At 57.9% G+C, this 18,876-nt stretch carries 17 protein-coding genes; 5 read left to right on the top strand and 12 right to left on the bottom strand.

Annotated elements, in window-relative coordinates; genetic code table 11:
* Positions 1-35: 35 nt before the first annotated feature.
* Both btsR and NUX24_RS08175 read right to left on the bottom strand, forming a co-directional pair.
* On the bottom strand, positions 36-755 hold the full coding sequence (gene btsR, locus NUX24_RS08180) for a two-component system response regulator BtsR (RefSeq protein ID WP_047652497.1): 720 nt from the start codon (positions 753-755) through the stop codon (positions 36-38).
* The gene (locus tag NUX24_RS08175; RefSeq protein ID WP_257830818.1) at positions 749-2,434 is read right to left on the bottom strand and encodes a sensor histidine kinase; all 1,686 of its coding nucleotides are present in this window, start codon (positions 2,432-2,434) and stop codon (positions 749-751) included. The genes btsR and NUX24_RS08175 overlap by 7 nt, the downstream gene beginning before the upstream one ends.
* Before the next feature lie 217 nt (positions 2,435-2,651).
* On the opposite strand from NUX24_RS08175, the gene mlrA reads away from it, so the two are divergent.
* Entirely contained in the window at positions 2,652-3,392 is a 741-nt protein-coding gene (gene mlrA, locus NUX24_RS08170; protein ID WP_257830873.1) for an HTH-type transcriptional regulator MlrA, read from the top strand.
* 69 nt (positions 3,393-3,461) lie between these two features.
* The gene (locus NUX24_RS08165; protein WP_008500895.1) at positions 3,462-3,575 is read left to right on the top strand and encodes a protein YohO; all 114 of its coding nucleotides are present in this window, start codon (positions 3,462-3,464) and stop codon (positions 3,573-3,575) included.
* Here NUX24_RS08165 and NUX24_RS08160 read toward each other — a convergent pair.
* The 5 genes from NUX24_RS08160 to bglX all read right to left on the bottom strand — a co-directional run bounded on the left by NUX24_RS08160 (position 3,550) and on the right by bglX (position 9,744).
* Complete coding sequence (locus NUX24_RS08160) at positions 3,550-4,287, bottom strand: ABC transporter permease (RefSeq protein WP_047652500.1); 738 nt, start codon at positions 4,285-4,287, stop codon at positions 3,550-3,552. The two genes, NUX24_RS08165 and NUX24_RS08160, sit on opposite strands and share 26 nt — an antisense overlap.
* Entirely contained in the window at positions 4,271-5,221 is a 951-nt protein-coding gene (locus tag NUX24_RS08155; RefSeq protein ID WP_257830815.1) for an ABC transporter ATP-binding protein, read from the bottom strand. The genes NUX24_RS08160 and NUX24_RS08155 overlap by 17 nt, the downstream gene beginning before the upstream one ends.
* Positions 5,214-6,371: an ABC transporter permease gene (locus tag NUX24_RS08150; protein ID WP_257830813.1), complete on the bottom strand. Its 1,158-nt coding sequence runs from the start codon at positions 6,369-6,371 to the stop codon at positions 5,214-5,216. Before NUX24_RS08150 ends, NUX24_RS08155 begins: the two co-directional genes overlap by 8 nt.
* A gap of 12 nt (positions 6,372-6,383) precedes the next feature.
* The gene (locus NUX24_RS08145) at positions 6,384-7,301 is read right to left on the bottom strand and encodes an ABC transporter substrate-binding protein (protein WP_257830810.1); all 918 of its coding nucleotides are present in this window, start codon (positions 7,299-7,301) and stop codon (positions 6,384-6,386) included.
* A gap of 145 nt (positions 7,302-7,446) precedes the next feature.
* Positions 7,447-9,744, bottom strand: coding sequence for a beta-glucosidase BglX (bglX, locus tag NUX24_RS08140; RefSeq protein WP_257830808.1), 2,298 nt, complete (start codon positions 9,742-9,744; stop codon positions 7,447-7,449).
* A 189-nt stretch (positions 9,745-9,933) separates the two neighbouring features.
* Between bglX and dld the strand changes: the two genes are divergently transcribed.
* A complete protein-coding gene (dld, locus tag NUX24_RS08135) occupies positions 9,934-11,682 on the top strand; it encodes a D-lactate dehydrogenase (RefSeq protein ID WP_047652505.1) in 1,749 nt (582 codons plus the stop codon).
* Positions 11,683-11,794: 112 nt separating this feature from the next.
* Positions 11,795-12,349 (top strand): GNAT family N-acetyltransferase, encoded by a 555-nt coding sequence (locus tag NUX24_RS08130; RefSeq protein WP_126330768.1) that lies wholly within the window; start codon positions 11,795-11,797, stop codon positions 12,347-12,349.
* A 93-nt stretch (positions 12,350-12,442) separates the two neighbouring features.
* Here NUX24_RS08130 and pbpG read toward each other — a convergent pair whose 3' ends face one another.
* Together pbpG and NUX24_RS08120 are read right to left on the bottom strand one after the other, a co-directional pair.
* Entirely contained in the window at positions 12,443-13,366 is a 924-nt protein-coding gene (gene pbpG / locus NUX24_RS08125) for a D-alanyl-D-alanine endopeptidase (protein ID WP_257830805.1), read from the bottom strand.
* Positions 13,367-13,533: 167 nt separating this feature from the next.
* Positions 13,534-14,121 (bottom strand): Yip1 family protein, encoded by a 588-nt coding sequence (locus NUX24_RS08120; protein WP_033146018.1) that lies wholly within the window; start codon positions 14,119-14,121, stop codon positions 13,534-13,536.
* A gap of 157 nt (positions 14,122-14,278) precedes the next feature.
* Between NUX24_RS08120 and NUX24_RS08115 the strand changes: the two genes are divergently transcribed.
* Positions 14,279-14,851 (top strand): DedA family protein, encoded by a 573-nt coding sequence (locus NUX24_RS08115; protein WP_032658928.1) that lies wholly within the window; start codon positions 14,279-14,281, stop codon positions 14,849-14,851.
* A gap of 60 nt (positions 14,852-14,911) precedes the next feature.
* Here the strand turns inward: NUX24_RS08115 and NUX24_RS08110 are convergent, their stop codons facing one another.
* The 3 genes from NUX24_RS08110 to NUX24_RS08100 form a co-directional block, all read right to left on the bottom strand.
* Positions 14,912-15,676, bottom strand: coding sequence for an SDR family oxidoreductase (locus NUX24_RS08110; protein ID WP_257830801.1), 765 nt, complete (start codon positions 15,674-15,676; stop codon positions 14,912-14,914).
* A gap of 50 nt (positions 15,677-15,726) precedes the next feature.
* Entirely contained in the window at positions 15,727-17,145 is a 1,419-nt protein-coding gene (gene mdtQ, locus NUX24_RS08105) for a multidrug resistance outer membrane protein MdtQ (RefSeq protein WP_257830798.1), read from the bottom strand.
* A 327-nt stretch (positions 17,146-17,472) separates the two neighbouring features.
* Positions 17,473-18,867, bottom strand: coding sequence for a glycoside hydrolase family 1 protein (locus NUX24_RS08100; protein WP_257830796.1), 1,395 nt, complete (start codon positions 18,865-18,867; stop codon positions 17,473-17,475).
* Positions 18,868-18,876 lie beyond the last annotated feature (9 nt).

Below are 18,876 nucleotides of genomic sequence, written 5' to 3'. Positions count from 1 at the left end.
ATGTCGATGATGCAATGGCGCGCAGTGTACCAGCTTTACAGGCCAATCGCCTCTTTCAAACTCTTGAGATAGCGACGGCTGACGGGTACCGTTTGCCCGGCACGCAGCACCAGCTCGGCCTGGCCGTTATCTTCCAGGCGGATCTCCTTCAGGTGCGCCATATTTACAAGATACTGGCGGTGGCAGCGGAGCAGAGGCGTGCGACTCTCCAGCGTGCGCAGGGTCAGCTCGGTAAACCCTTCGTTCCCTTCCGCGCTGGTAACAAACACCCCGCTCAGTCGGCTGCTGACGAACGCCACATCATCCATCTGCAGCAGATAGATCCGGCTGTGTCCGGTACAGGGGATAAACTTCAGCGGCTGCTGGTTCTCCGGCAGCAGCGTGACGTCCTGCACGGTGCGCTCCTGGCGTAAACGAGTGAGCGTTTTTTCCAGACGCTTCTCTTCAATCGGCTTGAGTAAATAGTCAAACGCGTGCTCCTCAAAGGCCTTAACGGCGTATTCATCAAACGCCGTCAGAAACACGATGTACGGGCGATGCTCCGGGTCAAGCATACCGACCATCTCCAGCCCGCTGATGCGGGGCATCTGAATATCGAGAAACAGCACGTCCGGGCGCAGCTTGTGCACCGCGCCGATGGCCTCAATCGCGTTCGCACACTCTCCCACAATCTCAATATCCGGCTGCTCCTGCAGCAGAACGCGCAGGTTTTCCCGTGCCAGCGGCTCGTCATCCACAATCAGCACTCTTAACATGCGTTTTCCTCCAGCGGCAGTCGTACGGTAATACGGGTAAATTGGTCGGGCTCGCAGGCGACGGTAATGCCGCAATCGTCGCCAAAATGGGCGTGCAGGCGTTTATCCACCAGGCTCATCCCTAAACCGCCGGAGGCGGAAGGCTGGTAAAGCCCGGCATTATCTTCAATATCCAATACCAGATGGTTGTTGAAACGGCTGGCGGCAATGGTTATCTCCCCCGTTCCCAGCAGCTGTGATGTACCGTGCTTGATGGCGTTTTCCACAATAGGCTGCAGGGTAAAGGCCGGGAGATGCTGATACGCCAGCTCGTCCGGAACGGAGAGCGACACCTGCAGGCGCGACTGGAAACGCGCCTGCTCAATCTGCAGATAGGCATTCACGTGCTCAATCTCATCGGCGAGGGTCACGATCTCAGAAGGCCGTTTCAGGTTCTTGCGGAAAAAGGTCGACAGAAATTGCACCAGCTGCGCGGCCTGATCGCTGTCGCGGCGGATCACCGCTTTGAGCGTGTTGAGGGCATTAAACAGGAAATGCGGATTGACCTGGGCATGCAGAAGCTTAATTTCGGACTGCGTCAACAGGGCTTTCTGCCGCTCATACTGCCCGGCAAGGATTTGCGCGGACAGCAGCTGGGCTATCCCCTCTCCCAGCGTGCGGTTGATGGAGCTGAACAGACGGTTTTTTGCCTCATACAGCTTGATGGTTCCCATCACCCGCTGATTTTCCCCGCGCAGCGGAATCACCAGCGTGGAGCCCAGCTTGCACTGCGGATGCAGCGAGCAGCGGTAAGGCACTTCGTTTCCGTCGGCATACACCACCTCGCCGGTTTCAATGGCGCGCAACGTATAGGCTGAGGAGATGGGTTTACCCGGCAGATGGTGATCGTCCCCGGTGCCGGTAAAGGCCAGCAGCCGCTCGCGATCGGTGATGGCCACCGCGCCGATATCCAGCTCCTTGTAGAGCACCTGCGCGACCTTCATGCTGTTCTCTTCGTTAAAGCCCTGGCGCAGGATCCCTTCGGTCGAGGCGGCGACCTTCAGCGCCGTGGCGGAAAAAGCCGAGGTGTACTTTTCGAACATGGCGCGCTTGTCGAGCAGAATGCGCATAAACAGCGCTGCCCCCACGGTGTTGGTCACCATCATCGGAGCGGCAATACTGCTGACCAGGTGCAGCGCATCCTCAAACGGACGGGCAATCAGCAGTATGATCGCCATCTGCGCCATTTCGGCCACAAAGGTAATGGCACCGGCGGTAAGCGGGCTAAAGACTTTATCAGGGCGGCCGCGTTTGATCATATAGCTGTGCACCAGCCCGCCGAGCAGCCCTTCCACGATCGTCGAGATCATGCAGCTGAGCGCCGTCATCCCGCCCATGGAATAGCGATGCAGCCCCCCGGTTAAACCGACAAGGCCGCCGACGACGGGACCACCCAGCAGCCCGCCCATCACCGCGCCAATCGCGCGCGTATTGGCAATAGAGTCTTCGATATGGAGACCAAAATAAGTCCCCATGATGCAGAAAATAGAGAAGGTGACGTAGCAGAGCAGCTTATGCGGCAGACGTACGGTGACCTGCATCAGCGGGATAAACAGGCGAGTTTTGCTCATCAGCCAGGCAATGACCAGAAACACGCACATCTGCTGAAGCAACAGCAGCACCAGATTAAACTCGTACATACTCAAAACCGCACACGCTAAAAACGCGTAACATACACGGATGTGGGTTTACTTTCTTTGAAGCATCCCAAAAAAGCGCAAAATCGTGTCCGTTATCACACATTTTTCTAAATATCGCGCATGCTTCGCATTGTTTGTTCAAAAATCAATCAATTCTTCCTGGTTCGCCAAAGTGGGTCTACAGTTAAGCTGGGAACGCGTAAGCCAGGGGGCGAATATGGCGCTTTACACGATAGGTGAAGTGGCACTCCTTTGTGATATCAATCCCGTTACCCTACGGGCTTGGCAGCGACGGTATGGATTGCTTAAACCGCAAAGGACCGACGGTGGGCATCGCCTCTTTAATGAGGCCGATATCGACCGTATCCGCGAAATAAAAAGCTGGATCGACAACGGAGTGCAGGTCGGGAAAGTGAAATCCCTGTTGAGCCACGACGATCCTGACACGCAGCACCTCTGGCGAGAACAGCAGGAAACCCTGCTTCGGCTTCTGCAGGCGGGCAATCTTCAGCGCCTGCGCGGATGGATAAAAGAGCAGGGCCGCGACTATCCGGCACAGACGCTGATCTCCCATCTTTTCATTCCGCTCCGTCGACGCCTGCAGTGCCAGCAGTCCACCCTGCAGGCGCTGCTCAGCCTGCTCGACGGGGTGCTGATCAACTACATTGCCGTCTGCCTTGCCTCGGCGAAGAACAAAGCCGGAAAAGATGCGCTGGTGGTCGGCTGGAACGTGCACGATACCACCCGCCTGTGGCTAGAAGCGTGGATTGCGACCCAGAAGGGCTGGCGCGTGGATGTCCTGGCGCACTCGCTGGCGCAGCTCAGACCTGAGTTTTTCGACGGTCAGACCCTGCTGGTCTGGTGTGGGGAAGTGCCCTCCGCCACGCAGCAGCAGCTGCTGACACAATGGCGAGAGAATGGTTACCCGGTATATTCCCTTGGCCCGGATGAGCCATAACGGCATTTAATGGTTCATTAACAGCTGCGCTTCACCGTATAATTGTTCCGTTAACAACAGGAGCACATGATGAAGGCAACCAAACTGGCCATTATTACCCTTTTTGTCCTGATGGCCGTGAGCGGTATCGGCGGCGTGATGCTGGCAGGATACTCGTTTATTGTTCGCGGCGGTGTCGGCTGAGGTACAGCGCCAGCCGCTCAAAAAGGCGATCGACGACGATTGCCGCCAGCGCGACCAGCACCGCCCCCTGCACGATATAAGCCGTATTAAACCCGCTCAGGCCGATAATAATCGGCGTTCCCAGCGTATTGGCACCGACCGTAGACGCAATGGTCGCCGTCCCGATGTTGATAATCACCGATGTGCGGATCCCGGCAATGATAACCGGCGCCGCAAGCGGGAGTTCAACCTTGCGCAGCCGCTGGCCGCGACTCATCCCCATCCCTTCTGCCACACTCAGCACTGACGCCGGTACCGCCGCGAGGCCCGCCAGCGTGCCCTGCAGTACCGGCAATACGCCGTATAAAATCAGCGCAATAATTGCGGGCTGCTGACCAAAGCCCATCACTGGAACCGCTATCGCCAGCACAGCCACCGGGGGAAACGTCTGGCCAATCGCCGCTATCGTCTCCACCAGCGGACGAAACTCCTTGCCCGCAGGCCGCGTGACCGCGATGCCCGCCCCCACGCCCAGCACAACCGCGATGGCGCTTGAGAGCGCCACCAGCCAGAGATGCGCCAGGGCGAGATTAATAAAGCTCTCCTGCTGATACACCGGCCGCGGCAGCCCTGGAAAGAGGCTGTTAAACAGCACCGCGCTGTGGGGCATCAGAAACAGTAAGGCGACAAAGAGCGCTACCAGCCAGAGGAGCGGATCACGCAGTGCCTTCACGCGTCACCTCCCCGGCCAGCAGATCGCGAAAATGTAAGGTTCCGCACGGCATCCCGCGCGAGTCCGAGACGGGCAATACCTCGCACTGGCGCGCGACGAACGCCGAGAGGGCATCCCGCAGGCTCATCTGCGCCTGCAGCGGTTCGCCGCTCACCGGTACCTCCTCCCGACGCATATAGTCGCTGACCGTCCGCAGGGAGAGCAGCCTCACGCCCAGCTCGCTGCGGCCAAAAAACTCGCGCACAAAGTCGTTCTTCGGCCATGTTAATAGCTCAAGCGGCGAGCCCTGCTGTACCACTTCGCCATGATCCATCAGCACCAGATGGTCGGCCAGACGCAGAGCTTCATCAATATCGTGCGTCACGAGAACGATCGTGCGCCCGAGAATGCGGTGAATGCGGGTCATCTCCGCCTGCAGCGCCCCGCGAGTGACCGGATCCAGCGCACCGAAGGGTTCATCCATCAGCAGCACCTGCGGGTTGGCCGCCAGCGCGCGCGCCACGCCCACGCGCTGCTGCTGGCCTCCGGAGAGCTGGTGCGGATAGCGGTCGCGCAACGATGGCTCCAGCCCCAGCAGAGACATCAGCTCATCAACACGATCGGCGATTTTTGCTCGCGACCATTTCTCCAGCTGCAGCACGGTGGCGATGTTCTGCGCCACCGTCCAGTGCGGAAACAGGCCGATAGACTGAATGGCATAGCCCATCCGCCGACGCAGCTCCAGCACCGGCAGGCTGCGGATCTCTTCCCCGGCAAAGCGAATCAGCCCGCTGTCATGCTCAACCAGACGGTTGATCATCTTCAGCGTGGTGGACTTGCCCGACCCAGAGGTGCCAATCAGCACGGAAAACGCGCCCTCGGCAAAGTTCAGGTTCAGGTGGCTCGCCGCCGGTCGACCGGCGAAGGTTTTACTGACATCGTGAAATTCAATCATTGGCTCTTCTCCTGAGCAGCGCGAGCCATAAGGCAAACAGCGCGTCGACGACAACCGCCAGCGCAATCGTGGGCACCACGCCCAGTAACACCAGATCGAGAGCACTGCTCAGCAGCCCCTGGAACACCAGCGCGCCAAAGCCGCCCGCGCCAATCAGCGCCGCAATCACCGCCATGCCGACGGTTTGGACCGCCACCACCCGCAGGCTGCGCAGCAACAGGGGCAGCGCCAGCGGCAGCTGAATTTTCCAGAAACACTGCCGTGCGCTCATCCCCATCGCATGGGCGCTTTCAAGCACATCCGGCGCGACCTGACTCAGCCCCGCGACCACGCCGCGCACCAGCGGCAGCAGCGCGTACAGCACCAGCGCGATAAGCGCGGGCGTTAACCCCGTTCCGGCTATGCCGAGCGTTCCCAGCACCGGAAACGACTTCACCAGCCCGGCCAGCGGCGCAATCAGCAGGCCAAACAGCGCGACGGAGGGAATGGTCTGGATAATGTTGAGGACGGTAAAAACCCCACCCTGGCGTGAAGGATGGCGATAGCACCACATGCCGAGCGGTATCCCGACCAGCAGAGCCGGGATCAGCGTGCCAAAAAGGATCGTCAGGTGCTGCGCGAGGGCATCATCAAACACCTCCTGACGGTTGGCGTACTCTTTCAGCAGCGAGAGATTGTTCAGCTCACCGCTGAACAGCAGGAACAAGGGAATACACCATATCTGCGCGTTGAGCACCCAGCGCCAGACGGCGCTGGAGATAAGTCGACGAATAGCGTCGCTGCTGGCCAGCAGACAGAGCGCCAGCCACAGCCAGAGGCCGCTGCCTATTGTGGTTCTCGCCAGCGGACTTTCCGCCGACGCCATATGCGTCGCCGCCAGCCCGGCGCTCCAGAACAGCACGATGAAGAGCCCTTCAGAGATGAGCAGCGTCAGCCACTGCGCCGTGCGCCCTTGCCAGAGCGATAGCGCAACCCACGCGCCCAGCGACGCCGCCAGCAACCACGGCGTGAATGCCCACACTTCCCAGAGATAGCGCCCTTCCCCTGACATCAGGCGGTTAGGTGCGACATTCACAAACGGCAGCGCGGCTGCCGCGATGGCCACGCAGGCCAGCAGCAGCAGGACGCGGTTATGACATTTTATTGGCACAGCCCTTTCCCGTTACTTCACAAGCCCTTGTTGTTTCAGGAAGTCGGCGGCCACTTTTTTGGCATCCAGCCCCTCGACGGCAATGCTGGCATTCAGCTGTTGCAGCGTTTTTTCATCCAGTTTTTCGAAGACCGGTTTGAGCCAGTCGGCAATCTCCGGATAGGCTTTCAGCACCGCCTCACGCACGACCGGGGTCGGGGCGTAAATCGGCTGTACGCCTTTAGGATCGGTCAGGGTTTGCAGGCCGAGCGCCGCCACCGGACCGTCGGTGCCGTAGGCCATTGCCGCGTTAACGCCGGAAGTTTGCTGCGCCGCCGCTTTGATGGTTACCGCGGTATCCCCTCCCGCCAGCGAGAGCAACTGAGCCTGGTCGAGCTTGAAGTCGTAGGCTTTTTCGAACGCCGGGAGCGCGTCAGGACGCTCGATAAACTCCGCGGATGCAGCAAGCTTAAAGTCGCCCTTCTCTTTCAGATAGCGGCTGAGATCCGCAAGCGTAGTCAGCTTACCTTTCTCCGCCACGTCCTTGCGCACGGCGATAGTCCAGGTGTTGTTGGCCGGGGCCGGCGTCAGCCAGACCAGCTTGTTCTGTTCCGCGTCGAGTTTTTTGACTTTCTCATACCCGGCTTTGGCATTTTTCCATGCCGGATCGTTTTCATCTTTGAAAAAGAACGCGCCGTTGCCGGTGTATTCCGGATAGATATCCAGCTCGCCGGAGGTGATCGCTCCGCGCACGACGGGCGTGGTGCCCAGCTGAACTTTATTGACGGTTTTCACGCCGTGGCTTTCAAGCACCTGCAAAATAATATTGCCGAGCAGCGCGCCTTCGGTATCGATCTTTGAGCCCACTTTTACCGGCTCCGCCGCCTGTAGCGGCAGGCTTAGCGCTGCGAGTAGCGCCGCAGAAGCTACCATCCCCGTTTTAATCGTCATTCCGCTGTCCTCATTTTTTTATCGCCTTTTTCAGAGGCTTGAGAGAAAAGCGTAGCTTAAAACGGCGGATTTACCCGGCAAAATGCCTTTTTAGCATAAGGTAAGACGCATCCCCCGGAAACCGGGGGATGCAAAGGAAGGAAGGTTACAGCAGCTCGAACTCGCCTTTATTCACGCGGGCGGAGTCCACCCCGATAAAGACGTTAAACTTGCCCGGTTCCGCATCGTATTTCATCTGCTGGTTCCAGAACTTCAGCGCCTCCACGTCAATCGGGAAGCTGATGGTTTGGGTTTCGCCAGGCTTCAGATTGACCTTCTCGAAGCCGCGCAGCTGCTTAACAGGACGGCTCATCGAGGCGGTGACATCCTGCACGTACATCTGAATCACCGTTGCCCCTTCGCGCTTGCCGGTGTTGGTCACCTCAACGCTGGCGGTAACTTTGCCGTCACGCTTCAGGGTCGGCGCCGACATTTTCACGTCAGAAACCTTGAAGGTGGTGTAGCTCAGGCCGTAACCAAACGGATACAGCGGGCCGTTAGCTTCGTCGAAGTAACGGGACGTGTACTTGTTCGGCTTGTCGGCGTTGTACGGGCGACCGGTGTTCAGGTGGCTGTAGTACACCGGGATCTGCCCGACGGAGCGCGGGAAGGACATCGGCAGCTTGCCCGACGGGTTGTAATCACCAAACAGCACGTCGGCGATGGCGTTACCGCCTTCGGTACCGGCGAACCAGGTTTCCAGAATGGCGTCAGCCTGCTGGTCCTCTTTCACCAGCGCCAGCGGACGCCCGTTCATCAGCACCAGCACCAGCGGCTTGCCGGTGGCTTTCAGGGCAGCGATCAGATCGCGCTGGCTCTGCGGGATGGTGATGTCGGTGCGGCTGGAGGCCTCGTGCGCCATACCCTGCGCTTCGCCCACGACCGCGACAACCACATCAGACTGTTTCGCGGTATTCACCGCCTCGTCGATCATCTCCTTCGGCGTGCGCGGATCGACCTTCACCGCCTCCTCGTACTGATTGAGGAAGGTGACAATGTCTTTATCGTTGGTGACGTTCGCCCCTTTGGCGTAGACCACTTTCGCGTGATCACCCACGGCACTCTTAATCCCGGTCAGCACGGTCACGGACTGGTCTGCTACGCCTGCGGCAGACCAGCTGCCCATCACGTCGCGCTTGCTGTCGGCCAGCGGGCCCACTACGGCAATGGTGCCGGATTTTTTCAGCGGCAGCGTATCGAGGCGGTTTTTCAGCAGCACCAGGCTCTCGCGCGCCACGTCACGCGCTTCTTTGCGGTGCAGGCGGCTTTCGGCGTTGGTATCTGCCGGGTCAGAGTCTTTCGGACCCAGGTGGCTGTACGGATCGTTAAACAGACCCATGTCATATTTCACGTTCAGCACGTGGCGCGCGGCATCGTCCAACTCCGCCATCGTGACCTTGCCGCTCTTCACCAGGCCCGGCAGGTATTTGCTGTAGTACTCGTCGCTCATGCTCATGTTGATGCCGGACTTGAGCGCCACGCGCACCGCGTCTTCCGGATCGGACGCCGTGCCGTGTTTGATCAGCTCTTTAATCGCGCCGTGGTCAGAAACGGTGATGCCCTTAAAGCCCCACTGGTCGCGCAGGACGTCTTTCAGCAGCCAGGAATCGGACGTCGCAGGCGTGCCGTTCAGCGAGTTCAGCGCCACCATCACCGCGCCGCTGCCCGCGTCCAGACCAGCCTTGTACGGCGGCATGTAGTCGTTGAACAGGCGCTGCGGGCTCATGTCCACGGTGTTGTACTCTTTCCCGCCTTCAACCGCGCCATAGGCCGCGAAGTGTTTGACGCTGGTCATCACCGAGTAGCGGTCCGCCGGGCTTTTGCCCTGCATCGCTTCCACCATGGTTTTCCCCATCGTGGAGGTTAAATACGTATCTTCACCAAAGCCTTCCGAGCCGCGCCCCCAGCGCGGATCGCGCGAGACGTCCACCATTGGCGCCCAGGTCATGTTCAGGCCGTCGTCCGCCGCTTCATAAGCCGACACGCGCCCGACGGTTTTCACCGCGTCGAGGTTAAAGGAAGAGGCTAAACCGAGGCTAATCGGGAAAACGGTACGCTGGCCGTGCACCACGTCATAGGCAAAGAACAGAGGAATTTTCAGGCGGCTGAGATCCATCACCTGATCCTGCATCTTGCGGATATCCTGGCGGGTGACGGTATTAAAGATGGCCCCTACCTGCCCGTCTTTGATCATCTCGCGGATGGCCTCTTTCGGGTTATCCGGGCCGACGCTGATCAGACGCAGCTGGCCGATTTTCTCATCGACCGTCATTTTCTTGAGCAATTCAGTGACAAACGCGTCCCGTGCTTCAGGCGTGAGCGAGTGATTACCAAACAAATCCTCTGCCAGCGCAGGTTGCAGCGCCAGGCTGACGGCGACACCTACAGAACATAACCATTTCATGTCGTTTTACTCTCTCATCAATAACCGCCGGACGATCTCGGCCATACCGTGCGAAAAGCGCAGTGTGCCACAAACCCTCGAAACGTTGCAGGGTTATTCTCTGATTTTTCTCGTGAATACTCGACCGCTTAACAGTTAATCGCGCTATGCTTTACAGCGAGAAATTTGCCCCACCACAAGGAGTGGAAGATGTCTTCTGTTCGAACAAACGATAACACGGCTTTTATTAACGAACTGTCGCGCCTGGTTGGCTCCTCTCACCTGCTTACCGACCCGGCCAAAACCGCCCGCTACCGCAAGGGCTTCCGCTCCGGTCAGGGCGAGGCGCTGGCGGTGGTCTTCCCCGGCACGCTTCTGGAGCTGTGGCGCGTGCTGAGCGCCTGCGTCGCCGCCGACAAGATTATTTTAATGCAGGCGGCCAACACCGGCCTGACCGAAGGCTCCACGCCGAACGGCAACGATTACGATCGCGACATCGTGATTATCAGCACCCTGCGCCTCGACAAGCTGCACCTGCTGGACAAAGGCGAGCAGGTGCTCGCGTTCCCCGGCACGACGCTCTATTCCCTCGAAAAAGCGCTTAAGCCGCTGGGCCGTGAGCCGCACTCGGTGATTGGCTCCTCCTGCATTGGCGCCTCGGTGGTTGGCGGAATTTGCAACAACTCCGGCGGCTCGCTGGTGCAGCGCGGCCCGGCCTATACCGAGATGTCGCTGTTTGCCCGTATTGACGAAAACGGCAAGCTGACGCTGGTGAACCACCTGGGAATCGATCTCGGCGCGACGCCGGAACAGATCCTCAGCAAGCTTGACGACGATCGCGTGAAGGACGAAGACGTGCAGCACGACGGCCGCCACGCGCACGATCACGACTACGTGACCCGCGTGCGGGATATCGACGCCGATACGCCGGCGCGCTACAACGCCGACCCGGACCGCCTGTTTGAATCCTCCGGCTGCGCCGGGAAGCTTGCCGTTTTTGCCGTGCGCCTCGATACCTTCCCGGCGGAGAAAAAGCAGCAGGTGTTTTACATCGGTACCAATCAGCCTGACGTTCTGACCGAAATTCGTCGTCATATTCTGGGCGAATTTACCCATCTGCCGGTGGCGGGCGAGTACATGCACCGGGACATTTACGACATCGCCGAGCGCTACGGCAAAGATACGTTCCTGATGATCGACAAGCTCGGCACCGACAAAATGCCGTTCTTCTTCACCATGAAGGGACGCACCGACGCGATGCTGGAGAAAGTGTCGCTGTTCAAACCGCACTTCACCGACCGCTTTATGCAGAAGCTGGGCAACGTTTTCCCGGCGCATCTGCCGGAGCGGATGAAAACCTGGCGCGATAAGTACGAGCATCACCTGCTTCTGAAAATGGCCGGGGACGGAATTGCCGAAGCGCAGAGCTGGCTGACCGAGTTCTTCAAAACCGCCGAAGGGGATTTCTTTGCCTGTACGCCTGAAGAGGGCAGCAAAGCGTTCCTGCACCGTTTTGCCGCCGCAGGCGCCGCCATCCGTTATCAGGCGGTGCATTCGGAAGAGGTGGAAGATATTCTGGCGCTGGATATCGCCCTGCGCCGTAACGACACCGAGTGGTTTGAGCACCTCCCGCCGGAAATCGACGGCAAGCTGGTGCATAAGCTCTATTACGGCCACTTTATGTGTTATGTCTTCCATCAGGATTACATCGTCAAAAAAGGGGTCGATGCACACGAACTGAAGGAGCAGATGCTCGCCCTTCTGCGTGAACGCGGCGCACAATATCCTGCGGAACATAACGTTGGACATCTTTATAAAGCCCCTGACGCACTTAAGCAGTTTTATCGCGAGAATGACCCTACAAACAGCATGAATCCCGGCATTGGTAAAACAACGCGGAAGAAATACTGGAAAGAAGAGGCAGACGCGGAGCAGCGCATAACGCAAGCGTCTGATTAATTCCTACAGCCAAATTTGAGAGATTGTTTAGCGCGCCTTAATCGTAATAGAGTATCTTTCTGATGCCGGAGAAACGTTTCTCCGGCTTTCTATAACGAGGAGCGGGCACATCATGTCGGCTATTGATGTTTTATCCGAGACCGAACTGGAAGTGCGCGATGCCCTTCCCGATGATGTGCATGCCATCGCCGCGATCTATGCCTGGCATGTGCTGCACGGGCGCGCGTCATTTGAAGAAGTCCCCCCCACCATCGACGAAATGCGTCAGCGTATGAAAAGCGTGGCTGAGAGCGGTTTACCGTGGCTTATCGCGCTCTATCGCGGCATCGTGGTGGGCTACTGCTACGCCACGCCTTACCGCCCGCGACACGCCTACCGCTATACCCTGGAAGAGTCGATTTACGTGGATGCCAGCATCACCGGGCGCGGTTTTGGCTCGGCACTGATGGATGCGCTAATTGAACGATGCGAGCAAGGGCCGTGGCGGCAGATGATTGCCGTGGTGGGAGATGGCAACAATAATGCAGGCTCATTGCGGCTGCATAAAAAGCACGGCTTCGTGATTGTCGGTCAGCTGCGCAGCGTGGGATATAAGAAAGGCGACTGGCGGGATACGGTGATTATGCAGCGCTCGCTCAACGACGGGGACTGGACGCTGCCGGAATAAACGCAAAACGGTAACTGGGTTACCGTTTTTTGTGTTTTCTCCCTCTCCCTGTGGGAGAGGGTCGGGGTGAGGGCATCAGCGCGCACAAACGACTCAATCGTTCTGCGCCGTCGCCATCTGTTCCGCTTTCTGCTTTTTATACGTCAATGCTGCGGCCGGAACGGGCTGGACTTTCCCGGTTTCAATCCAGGTACGCAGGCGGCTCGCGTCCGCGAAGTGGGTATATTTGCCGAAGGCATCCATCACCACCAGCGCCACCGGCTTACCGTTAAACACGGTGCGCATCACCAGACAGTGTCCTGCCGCGTTGGTAAAGCCGGTTTTCGTTAGCTGAATGTTCCAGTTCTCGCGATACACCAGATGGTTAGTGTTGCGGAACGGCAGCGTGTAGGACGGGTTAGAGAACGTCGCCATGTCCTCACGCGTGGTGCTGAGCTGACCAATCAGCGGATACTGTTTGCTGGCAATCAGCAGTTTCGTCAGATCGCGGGCCGTGGAGACGTTGTTGATCGACAGACCCGTCGGTTCAACGTAGTGCGTATTGGTCATCCCCAGCGCTTTGGCTTTCGCGTTCATCGCGCGGATAAAGGCGTCATAGCCGCCCGGATAGTGGTGCGCCAGGCTCGCCGCCGCGCGGTTTTCAGACGACATCAGCGCCAGCAGCAGCATATTCTTACGGCTGATCTCACTGTTCAGGCGCACGCGGGAGTAGATCCCCTTCATCTCCGGCGTGTGGCTGATATCCACTTTCAATTTTTCGTCCAGCGGCAGATGGGCATCAAGCACCACCATCGCGGTCATTAATTTGGTAATTGAGGCGATCGGGCGCACCAGGTCCGGATGGCTGGCGTAGATCACCTTATTGGTGTTGAGATCGACAATCATCGCGCTGCCGGACGCAATTTGCGGCTGAGCAGCGGCGGCGGTCACCGCGGGCGTTTTAGCGACGGCCGGCACGGCAGCGGACGCGCCCAGCAATAGCGCCAGGCTAAGTAAAGAGACTCGGAATTTCAGCATGGTGAGACTTCTGATAATTATTCACGCACGTCATGACGTACACCGCCTGTATCAACGGATAAACACAGGCTGGCTTCGGCATCATAGCGGTCACCGGGCGTTGTCGCCAGCGGATAATCGTGAACAGATGCTGCATTGCTGGCATTTACGCCAGCAATGCAGTGAACTCAGAAGAGACGGTATCCGTAACCCCAAAGAATCACCGTCAGCGCCAGTAGCGCCTCCAGCACCAGCACCCCGATGGCGAGCGTTGAACTGGAAAAACTCAGGCCTTCTTCTTTATTGATATTCAGGAAGGTTGGAACCCCCAGATACAGCAGATACCCGGTGTAAAAGAGGGCAATAGTACCGATCAGCGCGCAGAGCCAGACCAGTGGATAGAGCGCAACAATACCGCTTAAGAACAGCGGGGTCGCGACATATCCGGCAAAGACCATACAGTGCGCCAGCGATGGACGTTGCGGGTAGTTACGCGCCATCCAGTGAATGACGCGCCCCATTATCGCCACACCCGCCAGCATCAGGCCATAAAAAACGATGGCCAGATAGAGTCCGGTAAACCAGGAAAGCTGAACCACGGTGCCGTCACCGAAGTTCCAGCCGATTTGTGTTGTTCCGATAAAAGCGCATATTACCGGCACCGCCGCCATCAGCAGCACGTGGTGCGTGTAATGATGCGAGACCGTTTCGTTCTCACTTTTAATGACATGCATTTCACGATCGGGATGGGAGAAAAGTCCCCAGACATGGTTCATAGCGCCCCCTTGTTGTCGGCCCGTCAGCGATACCTTAAGTATAATGCAGGCTTTAGATTATTTTATGTACAGTGGGAAATTTCCGTTGATTTCCCCGCTGTTGATTCATGGGGTATATGATTAAACGAGGTATGCTGAGGGAGATAACATTTACGTAATGGATATTAACGCACTCATTGAACAATATGGATATGCCGCGCTGGTCGTCGGTAGCGTGGCGGAAGGTGAAACCATCACGCTGTTAGGCGGCGTCGCCGCGCATCAGGGCTTACTGAAATTCCCGCTGGTCGTCGCCGCAGTCGCGCTCGGCGGAATGATTGGCGATCAGCTGCTCTACTTTCTCGGGCTGCGCTTCGGGCCAACGCTGCTTAAGCGTTTCGCAAAGCATCAGAAGAAAATCCGCCGCGCTCAACGGCTCATTCAACGTCATCCCTATCTGTTCGTCATCGGCACGCGCTTTATGTATGGCTTTCGCATTATCGGGCCGATACTGATTGGCGCCAGCCATCTGCCGCCAAAAATTTTCCTGCCGCTCAATGTTCTTGGTGCGATAGCCTGGGCGCTGATCTTTACGACGCTCGGCTACGTCGGGGGCGAAGTGATTGGCCCGTGGCTGCATAATCTCGACCAGCACCTGAAGCACTGGGCGTGGTTGATTCTGGTGGTGGTGGCGGTGATTGGGGTCAGGCTGTGGCTGAAGCATCGGGAAAAGACGAGGGATGAGGAGTAGCCGGGCGCGGCCTGATGCCCGCACCCTAACCCTCTCCCACAGGGAGAGGGAGAAAGTAACCTACCCCTCCGGCTTAAACTGCGGGTTCGCCAGCATAAAACCCCCGTCGACAATAAACGATTGCCCCGTCGTGTAGCTGGCGTCGCTGTCGCACAGCCACGCCACCAGGCTGGCAATCTCTTTGGTGTGGCCCGGCCGCGCCAGCGGGATTTCAGGCATTGAGCCTTCCTTCACTTCGCTGTCGTCCATGTCGTTCATCGGTGTGGCAATGGCGCCCGGCGCAACGGCGTTCACCAGAATGTTGTGCTTAACCAGTTCCATCGCCATGGATTTGGTTAACCCGCCGAGCGCGTGTTTTGCCGCCGTGTAGGCGCTGGCCTCCGGCAGCGGCGTGTGCTCATGCACCGAGGTAATGTTCACAATCCGCCCACCTTTCCCCTGCTTCACCATCTGCCGGGCGGCAATTTGTGAGCAGAGAAACGCGCCGTCCACGTCGACGGTGAAAATGTTCCGCCAGTCGTCAAACGGCATCTCAAGGAACGGCGCTTTGGTCATCGCTCCGGCATTGTTAACCAGCACGTCCAGCCGACCAAAACGCGCAATCAGCGTTTCAATAGCCTTTGCGCCTTCCGGCAGCGTGCTCAGATCAAGCTGGATAGCCTCCGCACGTCGCCCCCTCGCCTCAATCTCGCGACAGGTTTCCCGCGCGCCGTTTTCATCGGAATGCCATGTGACACCGATATCAAACCCACGCTCTGCCAGCATCAGCGCGGTGGTTTTACCGATACCGGAATCCGATGCCGTCACAATTGCTACTCGGGTCATACTCACCTCCTGAAAATGTGCAAAGAGGTAAGTATAGATAATCACCCTTTTTAGCCGTGATGATAGCCACCACCCAGCGCGGACGTCAGCTGTAGCGTGGCATCCACGTACTGCCCTTTCAGGGTTAGTGCAGCGATATGTTCCTTGAGTGCCGGAATTTTGGCCTCGCTGACGCGGGAACCGGCAATAATCCCGGCGCTAAAGCGCGCCTGTGCCAGTGCCACCACGCGCGCAGCATCTTTCTCAACCTGCTGCTGCTGTTGGTTTTTGGCGGTCAGGGTTTCAACTTCACTGACCGTGCGCGCCACCTGGTTAACGGCATCGACCACCGCTTTGTTGTAGTTCGCCACCGAGAGGTTGTTCTGCGCCTGGGCGATATCCAGATTCGCATTCAGCCTGCCGCTGTCGAAGATCGGCAGCGTCAGCCCCGCGGTGACGCCCATTTGCTGGGCGGAGGAACGGAACAGATCGCTCAGATGCAGAGCATCCTGCTGCAGGAATGCCATCAGGTTCACGTCGGGATAGAAGGCGGCTTTGGCGGCATCCACTTCGCTCAGGGAAGCTTCAATGTACCAGTGCGCCTCCTGCAGATCAGGGCGGCGAGCCAGCAGTTCGTATCCCAGCGTGGCGGGCAACGCCGCTTCCGCTGTCGGTAAAGCATGGCGAGTCAGCTTCATCGAGGAGGTATTGGTCAGGGCCTGCAGACGTGCCTCAACGGCTTTCATTTTGCCTTTTACCCCGGCAAGCTGCTCTTCGGTTTTGCTGGCATTGATATCGGTTTCAACACCTTCTACGGAGGAGGTGATCCCGTGCTGATAAAGCTCGCGGTCGGCACTAATGATATTTTCCTGCTCGTGTTTAATTTCTGCGAGAACCTCCCCCACCGCGGCCTGGGTCTGCCACTCCCAGTAAAGCCGCGCGACGCTGCTGGCCAACAGCTGACGCGTCTGCTCCATCTCGGCTTTCTGGGCGTTGACCTTGCCGATGCGGGCTTCAACCTGCGCGCGGTTTTTGCCCCACAAATCGAGATCCCAGCCCGCTGTCAGGCCAAATGTTCCGTTGGTGTACCACGGCCCGGTCGTACCCGCAGCCGGATCGGTAATGGCGAAAGGTCCCATCAACCCTTCCGCAGACATTTTTTGCCGTTCCGCATCGGCTGAAAAATCAATCTGTGGGCCATCTGCCGCCATGGTGGCTTTCGCCTGCGCTTCCGCGAGCGTAATACGCTGTCGGGCGATTTGCATATCCGGCGCATCATTTAGCGCCTTCGCGATCAGCGAATTAAGCTGTGGATCGTTATAGTCTTTCCACCATTCGTTTTTCGGCCAGCTGGTTCGGCTTAGCCGTGTATTCACCGACGCCGCAGTGGCTTGCGCTTTAATTGGCGATACGCTGGCATGTTCCGGCGCGCAGGCAGCCAGCATTAAGACAAGAGGGGCACTCAGAGATAAAATAAGAGAACGTTTCATTACGCCATAACTCAAAAAATTAAAGGCGCAAATTACGCTTGATGCCATTCTGTTTTTTAGTAACGCGTGGCAATCCGCAAATTGTCATACATTTTCATATTCGGCAATTTATTCTCAATCACAATGAATAAATTCAACATATTCATACCAATTATGAATTGGCTGCTACACTTATTCAGTGTCATACACGGGCAGGAGAAGGGAATGAAAATATTACTGTGGGTTATTTTAATTATATTTTTGATAGGGCTGTTAGTGGTTACCGGCGTATTCAAAATGATTTTCTGACCTATTTGCCCGGCACTGCGCCGGGCGATGTTATTCATCTCAGGCTTTTAGCGATGCCCCCTTCGTGGCAATCACCTCTTTATACCAGTAAAAACTCTTTTTGCGGCTGCGGGCCAGGGTGCCTTTACCGCTGTCGTCGCGGTCTACGTAAATAAAGCCGTAGCGCTTGGACAGTTCCGCTTTGGACGCGCTCACCAGATCGATCGGCCCCCAGCTGGTGTAACCCATCACCTCGACGCCGTCGTCAATGGCCTCACGCACCTGCACCAGGTGGTCGTTGAGGTAGCTGATGCGATAGTCGTCCTGCACCACGCCGTCGGCGTCCGGTTTGTCCTTCGCGCCAAGGCCGTTTTCCACAATAAACAAGGGCTTCTGATAGCGATCCCAGAGCACGTTTAACAGGGTACGCAGGCCGATGGGGTCAATCTGCCAGCCCCATTCAGAACTGGCCAGATGCGGGTTTGGCACCATGCTCAGGATATTGCCGCGCGCCTGCTGGTTGAGGGCCTCATCCGCGGTGACGCAGCCCGTCATGTAGTAGCTGAAGGAGATAAAATCAACGGTCGATTTCAGCGCCTCGCGGTCGGCATCCATTACCTCAAGCTGAATCCCGCTGTCGCGGAAGAAGCGCTGCATATAGCCCGGATAGGCGCCACGGCACTGCACGTCGCCAAAGAATTGCCACGCGCGGTTTTCCTGCAGCGTCTCCAGAACATCTTCCGGCTTGCAGGTCAGCGGGTACATCAGGCCGCCCAGCAGCATGTTGCCGATTCTGGCATCCGGGATAATCTCGTGGCAGGCCTTCACCGCCAGCGCGCTGGCCACCAGCTGATGATGGATCGCCTGGTACACCTCCCCTTTGCTGCTGGTTTCCGGCAGGCCCACGCCGGTCATCGGCGCGTGCAGGGACATGTTGATCTCGTTGAAGGTCAGCCAGAGCTTCACCTTCTCCTTGTAGCGCGCAAACACGGTACAGGCGTAGCGCTCGAAGAACCCAATGGTCTGGCGGCTGCCCCACCCGCCGTACTGCTTCACCAGCCCCCACGGCATTTCGTAATGCGACAGCGTCACCAGCGGGGTGATATTGTGCGCGGCCAGCTCGTCAAACAGCCGGTCGTAAAATGCCAGCCCCGCTTCGTTAGGCTGCTGCTCGTCGCCTTTCGGAAAAATGCGGGTCCAGGCAATGGAGACGCGCAGGCAGCTAAAGCCCATCTCAGCGAACAGTTTGATGTCTTCCGGGTAGCGATGATAGAAGTCGATGGCGACATCCTTGATGCCGCTGTCGCCCGCCACGCGTTCAACCACCGGGCCGAAGACGCCCTGCGGCTGAACGTCTGAGGTGGATAGCCCTTTCCCCTCCTCCAGATACGCGCCTTCTACCTGATTCGCGGCAACCGCGCCGCCCCATAAAAAATCGTCCGGGAAAGTTTTCATCACGTTCTC

The sequence above is a fragment of the Enterobacter sp. HG048 genome (assembly GCF_024702055.1).
GTDB classification, from domain to species: domain Bacteria; phylum Pseudomonadota; class Gammaproteobacteria; order Enterobacterales; family Enterobacteriaceae; genus Enterobacter; species Enterobacter dykesii.
Note: the sequence above shows the minus strand (reverse complement) of the source record. Positions and strands in the feature narration are given on the sequence as shown.